Source organism: Arsukibacterium indicum (assembly GCF_019100565.1).
In the GTDB taxonomy this organism is placed as follows: domain Bacteria; phylum Pseudomonadota; class Gammaproteobacteria; order Enterobacterales; family Alteromonadaceae; genus Alishewanella; species Alishewanella indicum.
This window is the reverse complement of record NZ_JAHRID010000008.1, coordinates 133,758-151,242: the sequence shown is the minus strand read 5'-3', so window position 1 is coordinate 151,242 and position 17,485 is coordinate 133,758. Positions and strand designations below refer to the sequence as shown.

Sequence of the window (17,485 nt, the reverse complement as noted above, 5' to 3'; positions counted from 1 at the left end):
AATTAATGGCATATTTTGTGCTTTGAAAGGGCGTTGTACTGTTCAACTATGATTAACTTTCAGGATGAAAATTATGAAACTTTTAAAACTGGCTGCTGCTGCAGCCTTATTTAGTATCGCTGGTGCCTGCCAGGCATCAATGATTATTACTGATGGCAATGTAAAACTGGGTGTCGATGAACTTGGCCAGCTTAATGTAAGTGGTGGAGTAGCTGACGTTACCGGTTTAACTGGTGTCGGTTTACGTTACCTGGACGATGGCCTTGAATATGAAGCAACCTACCACGGCTGTTTATGTGAAGGCTGGGGTGTTGCTGTTAATGGCACTGCTGGCTATGCCAACAACGCTTCAGGTACAGCTGGCCTGAGCCTGGTTAGTTTTGACAGCACTGCATCAACTGCTACGTCAGTAACCACTATGGGTGGCCTGCTGCAAATTACCCACGATTTTGCCCTTTCTGCCGAAAGCGACAACTTATACCGGGTAGCAGTAACCATTGAAAATATCAGCGGTGCCGATATTGCTAATCTGTTATACCGTCGTACTTTCGACTGGGATACGTCACCTTCACCCTTTAATGAATTTGTAACTATTGGCGGAACTGCTGGCGCTACTGCTGTGCTAGCTGCTAACGATAATGGTTTCTGCAATTCTAGCCCACTAGCTTCTTGTTCGCCAACTGGCGGCAATAGCGGCGATTTTACTGCGGGTGGTCCGGGCGATATTGGCTCTAACTTCGACTTTGACTTTGGTGCCTTACTGGCCGGTGAAAGCTACACCTTTGAAATTTTCTATGGTGGCGCAGCGAACCGCAATGCCGCGTTAAGTGCTTTAGCCAGTGTTGGCGCTGAGGTTTACTCTCTGGGCTGGTCTGGTTTAGATGTTGATCAGGATGGTTTTGGTGATGCCAACGGTGAAATTACTCCAACCTATATTTTCGGTTTTGCCGGAGTAGGTGGTACCGTAATTATTGACCCGGACGATCCGGTTGCGGTACCGGCACCTGCCAGTGCGCTGCTGTTTGCAAGTGGGTTACTGGCATTGTTTGCCCGTCGTCAACGCTATGCTAAGCTGTAATTCAGATTTACTGAGCACAGCAATCTGAGTACGACTTTTAATGTAAGTACTGGTAAAGCCTTGCTGTAATGCAGGGCTTTATTTTTTAGCGAATAATAGCGCTAAGCCCTACCAGCCTGTTTAATGGAATAAAATTATGGCAACCTTTAAATTATACTCCACTAAGATTTACGCAACTGTTACTAAAACTGTCTTGCTGCTGTCAGCTCTGGCCTGTACAGCTGCTACTGCTGAAACTAAACCTGACGTAACAGAATTTGGCGACTGGCGGTTAGTATGTAACACCCAATGTGTTATTGCCCAGGGCCTGCAAAACCCGGAGCAGCCAGCCATTATTTACTCCAGCCAGATTTCCTATGTCAGTAATAGCACCGATCCGGTATTGCAGCTTAATTTACCGTTGGGTATTTATCTGCCACCGGGTGTGGCAATTGATATTGGCGAAAACGAACACCGGGCGCCGGTGGCGGTATGCTTGCCAGAAGGCTGCAAGGTGCTGCTGCAGTTAACCCCGGCAATAGTGCAGCAATTAAAAGACCACCCTGCGTACACGGTAAAACTGTTTGTCAGTGAACAAACACCGCGCCAGCTGAAGTTTTCGCTACGGGGCTTTAGTGAGGCGCTGGCCAGCTTAAAACCCTGAAAAAACTAGCAATCACATGATAGCTGCGTATTTCGGGATGAAACCGGAAAAGGTGGCCGGCTAAACCGAAATACGCAATAGCGGCCAATCTTCTGTTGCCACTCTTTAATTTATAAAAAACATATTTTGTTTACTTTTAGTTTTCATATTGCTATTCTTTTAACAATAAATTCAGAAGAAGGCTCACGGATATGAAATGCCCAACGATTGTAAATCTTGAACTTAGCGAAAGCAGCCTTGAAGCTATCAAAGAAATTGCTGAGTTAAGTGACCTGGAAAAACTAGCAAGATCAGCATTACTTTTCGGCCAACTCTGGTCAATTTTCGGGGGGGCATCGAAAGGGCGCCAGCGGTTCAGGGCTTGAACAGTATGAAAAATCGCTAGCTTTTAAGGTTGCATCTTCCGATTCTGCTCAGTCTGGTTATGCAATTTATGCCAGTAACTGGGAATTATTTTTTAAAGCAAATAGCTCGTTAAGCGCTATAAAGTTAGCTCAAATTGAAAAAATCGCTTTTCGCCAGGCTAACCTTCATTTTCAGAAACCAAAAGAATATCAGTTTTGGCGTGCTATTTACCTGGGGTGCAGCATCGATGAATAAGGCTTTACTCTCTTTAGTTATTTTCCTTTTTATTTGCTCACCTGTGCTGGCAGCGGAAATAGATTATGCTTTTGACTACAGCCAATCGGCATTGCAAACATATGAGCAGAAAATAACTGGCTGCAGAGCAAAACAGAAAAAAAATACAAGTTTAACAGACGAAGAAAAATTACGTTTACAAAATATTGCCTATCACCCCGGTATTTTACCCTATCTCGCCGAGCGAGCATTTAACAATTGTGTCCTACCCGAGAAAGCGGATTATATGGAATCGCTTTTGATATTAGGCCAATTAAACCAATCTGCTAACAATCAGGATGTGACAAACTATTTAAAGCAGCAGCACTCCGTCAGCTTTACTTTCGATAACCTTACCATTATCAGAAACTACCAAGCGTTACCAGCTGACTTGAGACAAACCTTTGAATCGATAGAAAGTCTGAAGCAACCTTTCAACGGCATCATTATTCTGGAAACTATCTGGCCACCTGAACTATAAAATGAGCAGATTGCGGAGCAAAGTGAAAAAGGCCAGAAAATAACCCAACGCCGCGGTATAGGGTCCTGCAGTAGGCAGATTAAACAGATACAGCTGTAATTCACGTGGAAATATTAGTAAAGGCCAGATAATACCGGGAATAATGAAAGTCCACAGGCCTGTAATGGAGAGCGCTCGACCCATTTTATAGTGGTGATCGCTGAAAAGCTCCAGCATTCCCTGTTGGCCAGCAACCAGACAACAAGCAAGATAGCTGATAAAAAAAAACAGCCCTGCCAGTTGATAAAAGGAGAGTGGCTTAGCAGAGTAGCGATATTCTTCGTAATACCAAAACCATGAAGTTAACAATAGTGGGCCGACCAAAAATAAATATAAAAACATTTTCAGTGTTCCACTAACGTAATAACCTTTGCCATAGCATTTATACCAACAAGCCAATATCCTGTTGTAATTTAGCTACTATTGGCTGGTTGGCATCGGGGAAAGTAATACTGGCTAAGTCGCTAATGTTAACCCATTGCAATGGCTGGCCTTCCAGCCCTTCGGGGGTGCCGCTAAATTCAGTAACCAACCAGATATCCAGCGTTACCCGGCGCTCAGGGTAGGTATAATTTAACAACATAAACGGCTTAGCTTTACTGACGGTAATCGCCAGCTCTTCCTGCAGCTCGCGGGATAATGCGGCTTCGACGGTTTCGCCGGGCTCAACTTTACCGCCCGGAAACTCCCATTTGCCACCCTGATGCTGCTTGCTGCTGCGTAGCGCCAGCAATACCTGCGTTTGCCGGCCTTGCTGGCGGATGATTACGCCCACCGCCACATGTAGCTGCTGCAGTGGATCGGTTTGCGAACTGCTGTTTGTTATTACGCTGGACACAGGCTTAGCTAAGCTTGCCGTGGCACTGCTTATACTTTTTACCTGAACCACATGGGCAGGGGTCGTTACGCCCTACTTTTTCACCATCGCGCACTACTGGCTCAGGCATCCCGCCAGTTGCAGTCTGGCCTGCTGCACCAGCACTGCCTGCCATCTGGCTGGCGTCATCGTGCTGATAATTATGCGGCACAGCATCAGCTTTGCGGCGCTGCTGTTCCACCGCATCAACATCTTCTGCGGCTTTTACCTGCACCCGGCTTAATATGCCGATTACGTCGGTTTTAAGCTCGTCCAGCATAGTTGAGAACAGTTCAAAAGCTTCGCGCTTATATTCCTGTTTCGGGTTTTTCTGGGCATAACCACGCAGGTTAATACCCTGACGCAGGTGATCCATTGCTGCCAGATGCTCTTTCCAGTGAGTATCCAGACTTTGTAACATAATGGCTTTTTCAAACTGGCGCAGTACTTCCACACCAACCATCTGCTCTTTTTGTTTGTAGCCATCTGCAAATTGCTGCTGAATTTTATCGCGCAGTTTCTCTTCGAACAGTTTTTTGTCATCTGCCAGCCACTTGCCAATCGGTAAATCTAACGCAAAGTCGGCTTTTAAACGTTGCTCCAGGCCCGGAATATCCCACATTTCATCTAACGATTGCGGCGGAATATACTGGCTTATTACCGAGTCGACCACATCTTCCCGAATGGCATTAACCGTTTCGCTGATATCAGTTGCATCCAGCAGTTCATTGCGCTGCTCGTACACTACTTTACGCTGGTCATTCGCCACATCATCGAATTCCAGCAATTGTTTACGGATATCGAAGTTGCGGGCTTCAACCTTACGCTGGGCGTTTTCGATAGCACGGCTTACCCAGGGGTGTTCAATAGCTTCGCCTTTTTCCATCCCTAAGCGGCGCATCATGCCAGCCATGCGGTCGGAGGCGAAGATCCGCATTAACGCATCGTCCAGCGACAGATAAAAACGTGATGAACCCGGGTCACCCTGGCGGCCAGAACGGCCACGCAGCTGGTTATCTATCCGCCGCGACTCATGGCGCTCGGTACCAATTATGTGCAAGCCACCGGCTGCAATAACTTCGTCATGCCGTTGCTGCCAATCAGCTGTTACTTTTGCTACCGCTTCGTCTGTACTATTACTCAGGGCTGCTAATTCGGCCTGCAAGCTGCCGCCCAACACAATATCGGTACCCCGACCTGCCATGTTGGTAGCAATGGTAACGGTGCCAGGACGGCCGGCATCAGCAATAATCTGGGCTTCATTAGCATGAAACTTGGCATTCAGCACCTGATGCTTGATCTTGGCTTTCTTAAGCAGATTAGACAGGTATTCAGAGCTTTCAATTGAGGCAGTACCCACCAACACCGGCCGTTTGGCATCGCGGGCTTTAATAATATCTTCAATAATCGCGTTGTACTTATCTTCGGCGGTTAAGTACACCAGGTCGGCCATATCGTTACGGACCATAGGCCGGTTGGTTGGCACAACAATGGTTTCCAGGCCATAAATTTGCTGGAATTCGAACGCTTCGGTATCAGCGGTACCGGTCATGCCGGCCAGCTTATTATATAAGCGGAAATAGTTCTGGAAGGTGATAGATGCCAGGGTCTGGTTTTCGTTCTGAATGCGCACGCCTTCTTTGGCTTCAACCGCCTGGTGCAAGCCTTCTGACCAGCGCCGGCCTTCCATGGTACGACCGGTATGCTCGTCAACGATAACAATTTCGCCTTCCTTCACTACGTAGTCTACATCGCGCTTAAACAGCTGATGCGCCCGTAATGCGGCATAAACATGGTGCAGCAGTGTAATATTTGCTGCAGAGAACAAGGTGTCATCTTCGCCTATCATGCCGGCTTCGCGCAGCATTTCTTCAACTTTAATCTGGCCAAGCTCGGTCAGATAAACCTGACGGGCCTTTTCGTCAACGGTAAAGTGGCCATCGCCATGGTTGCCTTCTTCGTCTTCCTTTTCCTGCTTTTCCAACTGCGGTACCAGAGTATTAATTTTTTTATACAACTCTGAACTGTCTTCGGCCGGGCCGGAAATAATTAACGGCGTTCGGGCTTCATCAATAAGTATTGAGTCAACTTCATCGATAATGGCAAAAGCCAGATCGCGTTGCACCCGGTCTTGCGGAGAAAACGCCATGTTGTCGCGCAGATAGTCAAAACCAAATTCGTTATTGGTACCGTAAGTAATGTCGGCCTGATAGGCCTGTTGCTTAGCCTGATGGGGTAAACCCGGCACATTAACGCCAACAGTTAAACCAAGGAAGCTGAACAGCGGCTCGTTAGTTTCGGCATCGCGGCGCGCCAGATAGTCGTTTACCGTTATAACATGCACGCTTTTGCCGCTTAATGCGTTTAAATAAGCTGGCAGCGTAGCGGTAAGCGTTTTACCTTCACCGGTGCGCATTTCAGAAATACGGCCCTGGTGCAGCACGATACCGCCCAGCAGCTGCACGTCGAAATGGCGCATTTTAAATACCCGGGTGCTGGCTTCACGCACCGTAGCAAATGCTTCAGGTAAGATGTCTTCCAGACTGGCGCCCTGCTGCACCCGCTGTTTAAATTCAGCGGTTTTCTGCTTTAAGGCTTCATCGGATAATGCCTGATACTCGGCTTCCAGGGCATTAATTTGCTTCACATATTTCTGCTGCTTTTTCAGGAAGCGGTCGTTACGGCTGCCAACTAATTTGGCGAAAAATTTTCCAAACATTATCCAGATACCATTTAAGTTAAAACTGCTTTGCAGCCCTGGCCAGGCCAGTTATTTATTGTCGTTGTACTGTACTGCCTGCCGGTAAAACGGCTCCTGACAGGATATGGTGCCAGGCAGAGCCGGTTTCAAGCCCGGCTAACTGTGGCAGCACAGATAAAACCTGTTACACTTAACCCGCCTGCTGATAAGCCCGTTAAGTAAGCTGTTGATGAAACGCTATAGCCATAAACCTGAAGATTTAACCAAGCTGTTTGGCCAGAGTTCGCTGGCAACGATGCAGCAACAGTATGAACTTGTTCGCAAATTAAATTCCGAGTTATGCCATATTTTGCAGCTGGAACAACTGAGTTTTTGTCAGGTGTCCAGCATCAATGCCGGGCGTGCAGTTATTTTATGTCAATCGCCTGGCTGGGCAAACCGGTTAAAGATGCAGCGCGATGCCATTCTAGACAATTTCAGACAAAAAATCTTGCCTGATTTAGCCGGAATTGATATTGAAGTATCGCCCCATGGCCAGATAGCGCGACCAGCTGCTAAAACAACGGTCAAAACTGCAGCTGAAACCCCAAACAAAGCCCTTTCTGCTAAGGCTCGCGCCGCACTAACAGAAGCGTTGGAACACAGTGATGACAAAGTAAAACAAGCGCTGGCCCGGCTACTGGCAAAATAAACTAACCCAATTTCAGATATAAAAAAACCGACTACACGTCGGTTTTTTATCGAAAGTTATCTCAGGCCAGTTGCGGTGCCAGATAGGATATAGGCATATCAGCTTTATCTTCAAAGGTGACAAATTCCCAGTTTTCCTGCTCGGCTAATACCGCACATAATAACTGGTTATTTAGGGCGTGGCCGGTTTTGTATGACACAAACTCGCCCAGCACACTGTAACCTGCCATATACAAATCGCCAATGGCATCAAGTATTTTGTGCTTGATAAACTCGTCTTCGTAACGCAGGCCGTCCTGGTTTAATACCCGGAATTCGTCCAGCACCACAGCGTTATCGAAGCTGCCACCTAACGCCAGGTTATTGGCCCGCAAGTATTCGATATCGTGCAGGAAGCCAAAAGTACGGGCCCGGCTGATATCTTTAATAAAACCGGCTGCGGAGAAATCCAGCTGCATGCGCTGGGTGGTTTCAGCGATTACCGGGTGGTCGAAGTTAATGGCGAAGTCGATTTTAAAACCGTTGTGAGGTTTAATTTCGGCCCATTTATCGCCGTCTTCAACCCGCACCGCACGCTTGATCCTGATAAATTTCTTGGCCAGTTTCTGCTCGCTGATACCCGCTTCCAGTAACAGGTAAACAAAGGGGTTAGCGCTGCCATCCATAATCGGAATTTCAGCTGAGTCGACTTCGATAATCAGGTTATCAATACCCAGGCCGGCAATGGCTGCCATTAAATGCTCGGTGGTAGACAGGCGCACGCCCTGATCATTGATTAAACAGGTACACATCACTGTGTCACCCACCATTTCGGGGGTAACTTTAAAGTCGACTATCGGGTCAAGGTCAACACGACGGAACATAATGCCCGTGTTGTCAGGTGCAGGCCGGAGAGTGAGCGTAACCTTTTCACCCTTGTGTAACCCAACACCAATAGTACTGACTGTTTTAGCAACGGTACGTTGTTTAATCATAATTTCTTCCTGCTCAAAATTTAAGCAATCACAAAATGGCGGCGAAGCTTAGCACAACTTCAGTCATTTTACCAATGTAATGGCAACACCTGTAAGTCGCTATGTTGGCTAACCGTAGCTGAACTACAGCTTAACTTCAACGATTGCTAATATTACTTTCTTCACCGGGCATGCGCCAGATTTCAGCAGCCTGCCGCAGCAGGCGGTTTAGTCTGCCTGCTTGCGTAAAAACGCAGGGATATCAAAAATATCGATACCACCTTTGCTCTCCGGCTGAGTTTTAGCCTGCACTGCTTCTTCTTTTTGCACGCTTGGTGCCGGTGCGGCATGGCGCATGGTGTTACCCTGCTGCACATAAGCCTGTACCGGCTCTGCCCGATGGCTTGGTACCAGGCTGATATCCGGCCGGCGGTCAGCACCAATGCCGGTTGCAACCACGGTAACCCGCAGCTCGTCGTGCATTTCCGGGTCAATGACTGCACCTACCACTACTGTGGCATTTTCAGAAGCAAAAGCTTTAACTGCATTACCAACAGTCTCAAACTCTTCAATGCTGATATCCAGGCCGGCAGTGATATTAACCAGAATGCCTTTCGCACCTGACAAGTCGATATCTTCCAGCAGCGGGCTGGAAATCGCCTGCTCTGCTGCTTCTTCTGCCCGGTCCGGGCCTGAGGCACGGCCGGTGCCCATCATGGCAGTGCCCATTTCAGACATAACAGTACGTACGTCAGCAAAGTCGACGTTGATCAAACCTGGCCGGGTAATTAATTCAGCAATACCCTGTACTGCACCCAGCAACACGTTATTTGCTGCTTTAAACGCATCCAGCAGGCTGGTGCCTTTGCCTAATACTTTTAACAGCTTGTCGTTCGGGATGGTGATCAGCGAATCGACATACTTGCTTAATTCCAGAATACCTTCGTCGGCATAAGCGGTACGCTTTTTACCTTCGAACGGGAATGGCTTGGTCACCACGGCCACTGTTAAAATACCCAGCTCGCGTGCTACTTCAGCCACGATAGGTGCAGCACCGGTACCGGTACCACCACCCATGCCAGCAGCGATGAAGATCATATCAGCACCTTGCAGGGTTTTTTTGATGGTTTCGCGATCTTCCTCAGCCGAGCGGCGGCCAATTTCCGGGTTAGCACCTGCGCCTAAACCTTTGGTGACGCCGGCACCTAACTGCAGGGTAATGTTGGCAGACGAATTACGCAGGGCCTGGGCGTCAGTATTCGCCGCCACAAACTCTACCCCTTCAATATTGCTGGCTACCATATACTCGACAGCGTTGCCGCCACCGCCACCAACACCTATTACTTTAATTACAGCTTCTTGGCTGTGGTTTTCCATTAACTCAAACATAGCTCTCTCTCCGTTTTTACGCTCTGTTAAAACTCACCTTTGAACCAGCTGCTGATTTTTTTCAGCAAGCTGCTAACTGGATCGCGACTTAACGCCGCATTTTTTTGCTGGGCACGTACATCTTTGCCATACAGCAACAAACCCACTACGCTGGCGTAGGCCGGGTCTTGTACATATTCTTTTAAACCACTGACGTGCATTGGCTGGCCTACCCGCACCGGCATCTGAAACACATCTTCGGCAAACTCCACCGCACCTTCCATTTTCGAGGTACCACCGGTTAACACTAAACCGGCGGCAATTTGCTCTTCCAGGCCAGAACTGCGAATTTCTTCCAGCACCAGCTCGAACAATTCGTGATAGCGTGGCTCAATAACTTCAGCCAGAGTATGGCGCGACATAGACCGCGCCGGCCGGCCGCCAACACTGGGCACTTCAATGCTTTCTTCTTTACCTACCATGCTGCGCAGGGCGCAGGCATATTGCACCTTGATATCTTCCGCGTGGCTGATTGGCGTGCGGAAAATTTTGGCAATATCACTGGTTACCTGATTACCGGCTACCGGTATAACCGCGGTATGGCGCAGTGCGCCGTTGGTGTAGATAGATAAGTCGATGGTGCCACCACCCATATCAACCACACAAACGCCCAGCTCTTTCTCATCGTCGGTTAATACTGCGTAGCTTGAGGCCAGCGATGAGAAAATCAGCTGATCGACTGCCAGGCCACAACGCTCGACACACTTTTCTATATTTTTTGCCATGTCGTTGGCACAGGTAATAATGTGGGCTTTTGCCTCCATTCTTACCCCTGACATACCTACCGGGCTTTTAATGCCCTCCTGCATGTCAACCGAGAATTCCTGTGGCAAAACATGCAACATGCGTCGTTCGGCTGATATAGGCACTGACTTGGCAGCATGAATAACGCTGGCGACATCATCAGCGGTAACTTCGGTGTCGTTAATCGGCACCATGCCACTCTCGTTCTGGCAGCGGATATGTTTGCCGGTAATGCCTAAATACACCGACGAAATCTGGCAATCGGCCATCAGCTCGGCTTCATTTATTGCCCGCTGCACCGCCTGTACCACCAGATTAAGATCGTTAACGCCGCCTTTATCCATGCCACGCGAGGCATGGGTGCCTACCCCAACAATACTCAGCCGGTTATCGGGGGTTATTTCACCTACTACGGCTTTAATCTGTGCAGTACCAATATCCAGCCCTACAATCAGATCTCGTTCTATCGACTTTGTCATGCTTTTCTCTTTGGCTCCGTATTGGCATAACGCACGGCAACGCCGGTGTCATAGCGCAAATCGACTTCAGCTAATTCCTGTTCCCGATGCTGTTGCATGGTTGGGTATAGCTCAATAAAACGTTGTAACCTTTTCATGGTGTCCTGCCGTCCAAGCTGCAGTGCCAGCCCACCCTGCAGCTGCAGCCGCCAGGAAAAACGTTCGGTTAACCACAGTTGCTCTGCACTGAACTGGTGTAACTGTAATAACGTTTGCATATGGTGAAACATTGTCAGGGCATCCTGCTCGGTGCCCTCGGGGCCATGCAGCTTTGGCAGTGCCGGGATCAGTTCGCTTAGCGGGGCGATAAACAACTCCCCTTTATTATTTAGCAATTGCTGCTGATTCCAGACTGCGACCGGCTGCTGCTCTGTCACAACCACCACCAGAGTATCGGGCCATTGTTTGCGCACGGCTGCCTGATATACCCAGGGTTGTTGTTGCAGGAACTGCTGCACCTGATCAACGTCCACCCGAAAAAAATTGCCAACATATTGCTGCTGCAACTGCTGTTGTAACCGCTGTTGCTGAATATGCTGAAAATCACCATATAACCGCACCTGTTTTATCGGTGCGCCCTGCTGGCTTTGCAGCCAGCCATAAACCTGAAAGCCGCCCCAGCTCAGTAGTGCCAGTGCCAGCACAAAAAACAGCAAGCCACCGATAAAACCGGGCCTGTGGTTTAACTGGCTGAAGTACTGACGCAAGCTCATTTGCTTAATCCTGCTCCGTGTTAGCGGTTGCCAATGTTTGCTGCAAAATAGCCAGCACCAGTTCACTGAAGCTTAAACCGGCAGCCTTGGCTGCCATTGGCACCAGTGACTTTTCTGTCATTCCCGGCACCGTGTTCACTTCCAGTAAAAAATGCTCGCCTTGTGCATTCAGCATTAAATCAACCCGGCCCCAGCCTGAAGCACCTACGGCTTTAAATGCAGCCAGCGCATCGGCTTGCATAGCAGCGGTTTGTTCCGCCGTTAATGGCGCCGGACACAAGTATTCAGTGCTGTTAGCCTGATACTTTGCTTCATAATCATAAAAAGCCCTTGGGGTACGCATTTCCACTACCGGCAGCACTGTGTCGCCCAGAATAGCGATGGTAAACTCGCGGCCATTAATCCAGCGTTCCACCAATATTTCGCTGTCGTATTTCAGCGCGGCGGCTATTGCCTGCTCCAGCTCTGCGGCACTGCTGGCGGCGCTCATGCCAATACTGGAGCCTTCATTGGCAGGCTTTACCATGACCTTGCCACCCAGCTCTTGCAGTAAAGCGGCATAATCGACGGTGTCGTTATGTACCACGGCAAACGGCGCGGTAGGCAATTGCTGGGCGATAAACAAGCGCTTACAGCGAATTTTATCCATGGCCAGCGCCGATCCCAGCACACCACTGCCGGTATAAGGCAGCCCCAGCAGTTGCAGTGCGCCCTGCATAGTGCCGTCTTCACCGCCGCGGCCATGCAGTACAATAAATACCCGATCCGCTTTTACTTCATTGATTAACGCCGCCAGTGATTGCTCTGCCGGGTCAAATGCAACGGCATTAATGCCGGCCTGCTGTAACGCCGCCAGCACCGCTTTGCCCGAGCGCAGTGACACCTCGCGCTCAGCAGAATGGCCGCCGAACATCACGGCGACTTTGCCAAAGTTGCTGATGCTGGTGCTCATAGCGCATCCTCCGACAATTGTTTCAGCTGCCTGATATCCAACCGGGTTGCTGCCAGCTCTTTAACCAGGGCACCAATGTTGCCGGCCCCCTGCGTCAGCACGACATCGCCGTCCTGCAGCACCTCGGCCAGCGCACCGGCCAGGGCTTTGGGTTCTGCCACGTACACCGGTTCTAACTGGCCACGGGCCCGGATAGATCGGCACAAATTGCGGCTGTCAGCACCGGCAATCGGCGCTTCACCGGCTGCATAAACTTCCAGCAGCAATAACTTATCGACACTGGATAACACCTGAGTGAAATCTTCGTATAAATCGCGGGTACGGCTAAACCGGTGTGGCTGATAGGCCATAACCAGCCGCCGCTCCGGCCAGGCACTGCGTACCGCGGCAATGGTCGCAGCCACTTCAGTCGGGTGATGGCCGTAATCATCAAGTAACAGCACTTTGCCGCGGCCGGTATCAAACTCGCCGTATTGCTGAAAACGCCGGCCTATGCCTTCAAATTTACCCAGTGCCGCCAGAATAGCCTGCTCGCTAATGCCTTCGTCTGCCGCCAGGGCAAAAGCAGCGGTGGCATTAAGCGCATTGTGTTTACCGGGTAAATTAAGCTGCACTTCGCGCTGGTTACCGGCCGGGTCAGTAATAACAAAAAAGCTGCGGGTACCCTGCTGGCTGAATTCGCTGATCCTATAATCTGCATCGTCGCTGAAGCCATAGGTCAGCACAGTGCGGCCGATAGACGGGATCAGGCCACGCAGCACTTTGTCATCAATACAAACTACAGCCATGCCGTAAAATGGCAGGTTATGACAAAATTCCAGATAGGTGTCTTTCAGCTTTTCAAAGTCACCTTCATAGGTGTCCATATGATCAGCTTCAATATTGGTAATGACGGTTGCCATCGGTTGTAAATGCAGAAAAGACGCATCGCTTTCATCCGCTTCAGCAATCAGGTAGCGGCCTGAGCCTAACCGGGCATTCGAGCCGGCTGAATTCAGTAAGCCACCAATCACAAAGGTGGGGTCGGTACCTGCTTCGGCAAAAACAGATGCCAGTAAACTGGTGGTAGTGGTTTTACCATGAGTACCGGCAATGGCAATACCGTGACGAAAACGCATTAGCTCACCGAGCATTTCGGCACGGCGCACCACCGGTATACGCTGGGCTAAGGCAGCAGCCACTTCGGGGTTTGCCGCTTTAATAGCGCTGGACACCACCACCACACTGGCACCGTCAACCTGACTGGCATGATGGCCAAATTTGACCTCTGCACCCAGTGACATCAGACGTTCCACCACCGGGTTGCTGGCCAGATCTGAGCCGGTAACCTTGTACCCTTCGTTCAACAATACTTCAGCAATACCACCCATACCGGCACCGCCGATACCAACAAAGTGGATCCGCTCTACCCGGCGCATTGCCTGTTTTTTATGTTGCAGGGTACTAATCATACTACTTGTCCTGTTACTTGCCGGCACAGCGCGGCAATATGCGTTGCCGCGTCGGTTGTTGCCATACTGCGGGCCCGCTGCGCCATTTGCTGCAGCGGCGCCTTATCGGTTAACCAGGGTTGCATTATCGGTTGCACGCCCTGTTGTTGTAATTGCTGCTGCGGTAATAACACTGCAGCGTCCTTGTCGGCCAGCACCCTGGCATTGGCGCTCTGATGGTCATCAATTGCGCCTGGCAGCGGTACAAAAATGGCTGCCACCCCCACTGCCGCCACTTCGCTGACAGTCAATGCGCCGGCCCGGCAAATCAGTACGTCAGCCCAGCGATACGCCGCAGCCATATCGTCAATAAAAGCACTAACCTCTACCTGACAACCCGTTGCTTTAAGTGTCTGATACGCCTGCTCTACTTCAGCCTGCATAGCAGCACCGGTTTGATGCCGTACAGCTATAGTGCCGTTCTGGGCCAGAGCAGTTAATTGCGCCGGCAGTGCCCTGTTCAGTGCCTGCGCACCAAGGCTACCGCCAACAATCAAAATATTCAGGCTGTCATATTGCGGCCGGTTGTCCCGGCATTGCAGCAATTCAGCCCGGATTGGGTTGCCAACCAGTTGTCGCTTACGGTTACCTTTAAAGGCGCTGTCAAAGGCAACCAGTACCTTATTTGCCAGCCGCGCCAGCAACTTATTGGTGCTGCCGGCTACGGCATTTTGCTCATGAATAAGCAATGGTGTACCGCTTATCCAGCTTGCCAGACCACCGGGGCCGCTGGCATAACCACCAAAGCCCAGGGCGATAGCAGGCTTTAACTGACGACATACCCGGCGGGCCTGCCACAGTGCTTTTAGCAGCATCCACGGCGCACCTAATTTACTCAGCAGCCCTTTACCCCTTAAACCTGCCACGCTGATACCATAAAATGGCCAGCCAAAGCCCGGCACCAGCTGCGCTTCCATCCGGTCACTGCTGCCCAGCCAGGCAATGTCCCAGCCTTCTGCTGCCAGGGCCTTAGCCACAGCCTGCGCCGGGAAAATATGGCCTCCGGTACCACCTGCCATGATCAGTGCCAGCGGTTTAGCCATGTTTGCCTCCGCTTAGCGCGTGTTTGCCTTTGAGCCGTACTTCAAAGTCAATTCGTAACAGCAGACCGGCGGCAATCAACATGATTACCAGACTACTGCCACCCGAGCTGACAAATGGCAGGGTTAAGCCTTTGGTTGGCAGAGCACCGGTCGCCACACCTACGTTTACTGCAGCCTGAAAACCAATCCAGATAGCTAACGCATACGCCATAAAGCCATGAAAACTTAATTGTTTTGCCAGGGCACGCTGACCAATCCATAGCGCACGGTATACGAGTACAAAAACCAGCGTCATCAGTACTGCCACGCCAATAAAACCGGTTTCTTCGGCAATAACCGCCAGAATAAAGTCGGTATGGGCTTCCGGCAGGTATTCCAGTTTCTGAATGCTGTTGCCAAGACCCTGCCCAAACCAGCCGCCCCGGCCAAACGCCATTAACGACTGGGTTAACTGGTAGCCGCTGCCAAAAGGGTCAGCCCAGGGGTCGAGAAAGGCGGTAACCCGCTTCCAGCGGTATTCGCTGTAAACGATTAACACGCCAATGGCCATAATGCCGGTCGCCATTAAGCAGAGAAACTGCCAGATTTTGGCACCAGCTAAAAACAGCAAGGCCACAGCGGTGGCAAACATTACAATAACGGTGCCTAAATCCGGTTGCATCAGCAGCAATACAGCAAATAAGAACAACACCGCTAACGGTTTTAAAAAGCCTTTCAGGTTGTCACGCACTTCTTCATGCCGGCGCACCAGATAACTGGCCAGATATACAAAAAAGAATAACTTGGCCGGCTCAGCAGCCTGTAAACCGATGGGGCCTAAAGATAACCAGCGGGTACTGCCATTCACATTGCGGCCAAACAGCAACACCGCAACCAATAACAGGATACCCAGCAGCAGCAACCACATATTGCCCCGGTGCCACCAGCTTACCGGTATCCGTAACACCAGCACTGCCAGTGTCAGGCCAATGCCCAGATACACCAGATGGCGAATAGTAAAATGCAACGGGTTATTAAATAGCCGTTCGGCCACCGGCATTGAGGCGCTGGTTACCATTACCACGCCAATGGCCAGGATCAGCATCAGCAGGGTTAAAAACAATTTATCGTATGGCGCAGTATCGTCGCGCTGCCAGGCTGCGCTTATGCTCTGCCACGGATTTTGCCAGCCATTTTGCCAGATGGTTAAACTAAGCTGTTTCATAGTTTCAGCTCCTTAACCGCTTTGGCAAACAGCTCGCCACGCTGGGCGTAGCTTTTAAACATATCCAGGCTGGCACAGGCCGGCGACAGCAACACCATATCGCCGCTTTGCGCCAGTTTGGCGGCCTGCTGCACTGCGCCGGTTAAATCTTTTACCTGAATGGCATGCGGGTGCAAAGCGGCAATAGCCGGCCCGTCCTGGCCAAGTGTGATAACGTGACTGACATCCCGCAGCAGCACCGGTTTTAGTTCTGTCAGATCAGCGCCTTTGGCGTCGCCGCCGGCAATCAGAATAAGTTTGCCACTGACAGCTGGTCGCAGGCCGGCAATGGCAGCCAGTGTGGCGCCAATATTGGTCGCTTTAGAGTCATTAATCCAGCGAACGCCTTTTTCGGCCCGTACCAGCTGGCAACGATGCGCCAGGCCATTGAACTGCTGCAAGGTGGTAACTATTGCAGTGCGGCTGGCACCTGCACTAAGCGCTAATGCCGCGGCGGCCAGCGCATTAAACTGGTTATGGCTGCCGGTAATCGCCAACTGGCTGACCGGCAGCAACGGCTCACCGGCAACATTCAGCCATGGCTGACCTTTTACAATTTTTGTACCGTAGTCAGCGTCATCCAGACTGATTGCCAGCGGCGTTGCTTTGCTGGCCAGCGCGCCAGGGTAAGTTAACGGGTCAGCCTGATTATAAACGGCCAGTTCGGTTTGCTGATAAACCTGTTGTTTTGATGCGGTATAGGCTGCCATGTCGGCATAGCGATCCAGATGATCGGCGCTGACATTTAGCAGGCAACTGGCCCGGCTTTGCAGGCTGGTGGTGGTGTCCAACTGAAAACTGGACAATTCCAGCACATACACTGCGGCGTCCTGCTGGCGAATGGCATCCAGTACAGGTAAACCTATATTACCTGCAGCCACAGCGTTAATGCCGCTTTGCTGCAGCATTTCTGCTACCAGAGTGGTTACCGTCGACTTGCCATTTGAGCCGGTTATGGCAATAACCGGTTTTTTATTAAAACGGGCAAACAGTTCAACATCGCCCAGCACTTCCACGCCCTGGGCTTTGGCAAAACGGATTGCCGGATGGCTTGGTGCCAGCCCGGGGCTGACGATAATCATGTCCATCTGCGCCAGCCGGTTGGCATCAAACTCGCCCAGATAGATACCGTCAACCTTGTCGGCGGCAATCTGCTCCAGGCCGGCCGGTTTGCTGCGGCTGTCCATCAGCACCGGCTTAACCCCTTGCGCCAGCAAAAAGCGCACTGTGGCCAGGCCCGACAGGCCCAACCCCACTACTGCTATGCGTTTGGCGTTAAGGTTAGTTTGCATCAG

The 17,485-nt window shown here is 50.6% G+C and carries 16 protein-coding genes; 4 read left to right on the top strand and 12 right to left on the bottom strand.

Annotated elements, in window-relative coordinates:
* The first annotated feature begins 73 nt into the window (after positions 1 to 73).
* The 3 genes from KQY15_RS15880 to KQY15_RS15870 all read left to right on the top strand — a co-directional run bounded on the left by KQY15_RS15880 (position 74) and on the right by KQY15_RS15870 (position 2,820).
* Positions 74 to 1,078 carry a hypothetical protein gene (locus tag KQY15_RS15880; RefSeq protein ID WP_217670897.1) on the top strand — a complete coding sequence of 335 codons (1,005 nt, stop codon included), beginning with the start codon at positions 74 to 76 and terminating at the stop codon, positions 1,076 to 1,078.
* 136 nt (positions 1,079 to 1,214) lie between these two features.
* The gene (locus tag KQY15_RS15875; RefSeq protein WP_217670896.1) at positions 1,215 to 1,721 is read left to right on the top strand and encodes an invasion associated locus B family protein; all 507 of its coding nucleotides are present in this window, start codon (positions 1,215 to 1,217) and stop codon (positions 1,719 to 1,721) included.
* Between the two features lie 499 nt (positions 1,722 to 2,220).
* Positions 2,221 to 2,820 (top strand): hypothetical protein, encoded by a 600-nt coding sequence (locus KQY15_RS15870; RefSeq protein WP_217670895.1) that lies wholly within the window; start codon positions 2,221 to 2,223, stop codon positions 2,818 to 2,820.
* Here KQY15_RS15870 and KQY15_RS15865 read toward each other — a convergent pair.
* The 3 genes from KQY15_RS15865 to secA are packed head-to-tail and all read right to left on the bottom strand — an operon-like array spanning position 2,815 to position 6,434.
* Positions 2,815 to 3,201, bottom strand: a complete 387-nt coding sequence (locus KQY15_RS15865) for a hypothetical protein (protein WP_217670894.1) — start codon at positions 3,199 to 3,201, stop codon at positions 2,815 to 2,817. The two genes, KQY15_RS15870 and KQY15_RS15865, sit on opposite strands and share 6 nt — an antisense overlap.
* A gap of 40 nt (positions 3,202 to 3,241) precedes the next feature.
* On the bottom strand, positions 3,242 to 3,697 hold the full coding sequence (gene mutT / locus KQY15_RS15860; protein WP_308160256.1) for an 8-oxo-dGTP diphosphatase MutT: 456 nt from the start codon (positions 3,695 to 3,697) through the stop codon (positions 3,242 to 3,244).
* A 4-nt stretch (positions 3,698 to 3,701) separates the two neighbouring features.
* Positions 3,702 to 6,434, bottom strand: a complete 2,733-nt coding sequence (gene secA, locus KQY15_RS15855; RefSeq protein ID WP_217670893.1) for a preprotein translocase subunit SecA — start codon at positions 6,432 to 6,434, stop codon at positions 3,702 to 3,704.
* Positions 6,435 to 6,645: 211 nt separating this feature from the next.
* Here secA and KQY15_RS15850 point away from each other — a divergent pair, with 211 nt between their 5' ends.
* Positions 6,646 to 7,107, top strand: coding sequence for a DciA family protein (locus KQY15_RS15850; protein WP_217670892.1), 462 nt, complete (start codon positions 6,646 to 6,648; stop codon positions 7,105 to 7,107).
* A gap of 61 nt (positions 7,108 to 7,168) precedes the next feature.
* On the opposite strand, the gene lpxC is transcribed toward KQY15_RS15850, so the two are convergent.
* The 9 genes from lpxC to murD all read right to left on the bottom strand — a co-directional run bounded on the left by lpxC (position 7,169) and on the right by murD (position 17,482).
* On the bottom strand, positions 7,169 to 8,080 hold the full coding sequence (lpxC, locus tag KQY15_RS15845) for a UDP-3-O-acyl-N-acetylglucosamine deacetylase (protein WP_217670891.1): 912 nt from the start codon (positions 8,078 to 8,080) through the stop codon (positions 7,169 to 7,171).
* Between the two features lie 207 nt (positions 8,081 to 8,287).
* Positions 8,288 to 9,448, bottom strand: a complete 1,161-nt coding sequence (gene ftsZ, locus KQY15_RS15840) for a cell division protein FtsZ (protein WP_217670890.1) — start codon at positions 9,446 to 9,448, stop codon at positions 8,288 to 8,290.
* Between the two features lie 26 nt (positions 9,449 to 9,474).
* Positions 9,475 to 10,710 (bottom strand): cell division protein FtsA, encoded by a 1,236-nt coding sequence (ftsA, locus tag KQY15_RS15835; protein ID WP_217670889.1) that lies wholly within the window; start codon positions 10,708 to 10,710, stop codon positions 9,475 to 9,477.
* Entirely contained in the window at positions 10,707 to 11,462 is a 756-nt protein-coding gene (locus KQY15_RS15830; RefSeq protein ID WP_217670888.1) for a cell division protein FtsQ/DivIB, read from the bottom strand. The genes ftsA and KQY15_RS15830 overlap by 4 nt, the downstream gene beginning before the upstream one ends.
* A gap of 4 nt (positions 11,463 to 11,466) precedes the next feature.
* Complete coding sequence (locus tag KQY15_RS15825; RefSeq protein ID WP_217670887.1) at positions 11,467 to 12,414, bottom strand: D-alanine--D-alanine ligase; 948 nt, start codon at positions 12,412 to 12,414, stop codon at positions 11,467 to 11,469.
* The gene (gene murC, locus KQY15_RS15820; protein ID WP_217670886.1) at positions 12,411 to 13,865 is read right to left on the bottom strand and encodes a UDP-N-acetylmuramate--L-alanine ligase; all 1,455 of its coding nucleotides are present in this window, start codon (positions 13,863 to 13,865) and stop codon (positions 12,411 to 12,413) included. The genes KQY15_RS15825 and murC overlap by 4 nt, the downstream gene beginning before the upstream one ends.
* Positions 13,862 to 14,947 carry an undecaprenyldiphospho-muramoylpentapeptide beta-N-acetylglucosaminyltransferase gene (murG, locus tag KQY15_RS15815; RefSeq protein ID WP_217670885.1) on the bottom strand — a complete coding sequence of 362 codons (1,086 nt, stop codon included), beginning with the start codon at positions 14,945 to 14,947 and terminating at the stop codon, positions 13,862 to 13,864. The genes murC and murG overlap by 4 nt, the downstream gene beginning before the upstream one ends.
* On the bottom strand, positions 14,940 to 16,151 hold the full coding sequence (ftsW, locus tag KQY15_RS15810) for a cell division protein FtsW (protein ID WP_217670884.1): 1,212 nt from the start codon (positions 16,149 to 16,151) through the stop codon (positions 14,940 to 14,942). Before ftsW ends, murG begins: the two co-directional genes overlap by 8 nt.
* Positions 16,148 to 17,482, bottom strand: a complete 1,335-nt coding sequence (gene murD, locus KQY15_RS15805; RefSeq protein ID WP_217670883.1) for a UDP-N-acetylmuramoyl-L-alanine--D-glutamate ligase — start codon at positions 17,480 to 17,482, stop codon at positions 16,148 to 16,150. Before murD ends, ftsW begins: the two co-directional genes overlap by 4 nt.
* Positions 17,483 to 17,485: the final 3 nt, after the last annotated feature.

Excerpts from the sequence above, each read along its gene's own strand:
- ftsW (WP_217670884.1), bottom strand. The coding sequence starts at position 16,151 with ATGAAACAGCTTAGTTTAACCATCTGGCAAAATGGCTGGCAAAATCCG.
- KQY15_RS15865 (WP_217670894.1), bottom strand. The coding sequence starts at position 3,201 with ATGTTTTTATATTTATTTTTGGTCGGCCCACTATTGTTAACTTCATGG.
- lpxC (WP_217670891.1), bottom strand. The coding sequence starts at position 8,080 with ATGATTAAACAACGTACCGTTGCTAAAACAGTCAGTACTATTGGTGTT.
- ftsA (WP_217670889.1), bottom strand. The coding sequence starts at position 10,710 with ATGACAAAGTCGATAGAACGAGATCTGATTGTAGGGCTGGATATTGGT.
- KQY15_RS15875 (WP_217670896.1), top strand. The coding sequence starts at position 1,215 with ATGGCAACCTTTAAATTATACTCCACTAAGATTTACGCAACTGTTACT.
- ftsZ (WP_217670890.1), bottom strand. The coding sequence starts at position 9,448 with ATGTTTGAGTTAATGGAAAACCACAGCCAAGAAGCTGTAATTAAAGTA.
- KQY15_RS15880 (WP_217670897.1), top strand. The coding sequence starts at position 74 with ATGAAACTTTTAAAACTGGCTGCTGCTGCAGCCTTATTTAGTATCGCT.
- murG (WP_217670885.1), bottom strand. The coding sequence starts at position 14,947 with ATGGCTAAACCGCTGGCACTGATCATGGCAGGTGGTACCGGAGGCCAT.
- KQY15_RS15850 (WP_217670892.1), top strand. The coding sequence starts at position 6,646 with ATGAAACGCTATAGCCATAAACCTGAAGATTTAACCAAGCTGTTTGGC.
- KQY15_RS15825 (WP_217670887.1), bottom strand. The coding sequence starts at position 12,414 with ATGAGCACCAGCATCAGCAACTTTGGCAAAGTCGCCGTGATGTTCGGC.
- murD (WP_217670883.1), bottom strand. The coding sequence starts at position 17,482 with ATGCAAACTAACCTTAACGCCAAACGCATAGCAGTAGTGGGGTTGGGC.
- murC (WP_217670886.1), bottom strand. The coding sequence starts at position 13,865 with ATGATTAGTACCCTGCAACATAAAAAACAGGCAATGCGCCGGGTAGAG.
- secA (WP_217670893.1), bottom strand. The coding sequence starts at position 6,434 with ATGTTTGGAAAATTTTTCGCCAAATTAGTTGGCAGCCGTAACGACCGC.
- KQY15_RS15830 (WP_217670888.1), bottom strand. The coding sequence starts at position 11,462 with ATGAGCTTGCGTCAGTACTTCAGCCAGTTAAACCACAGGCCCGGTTTT.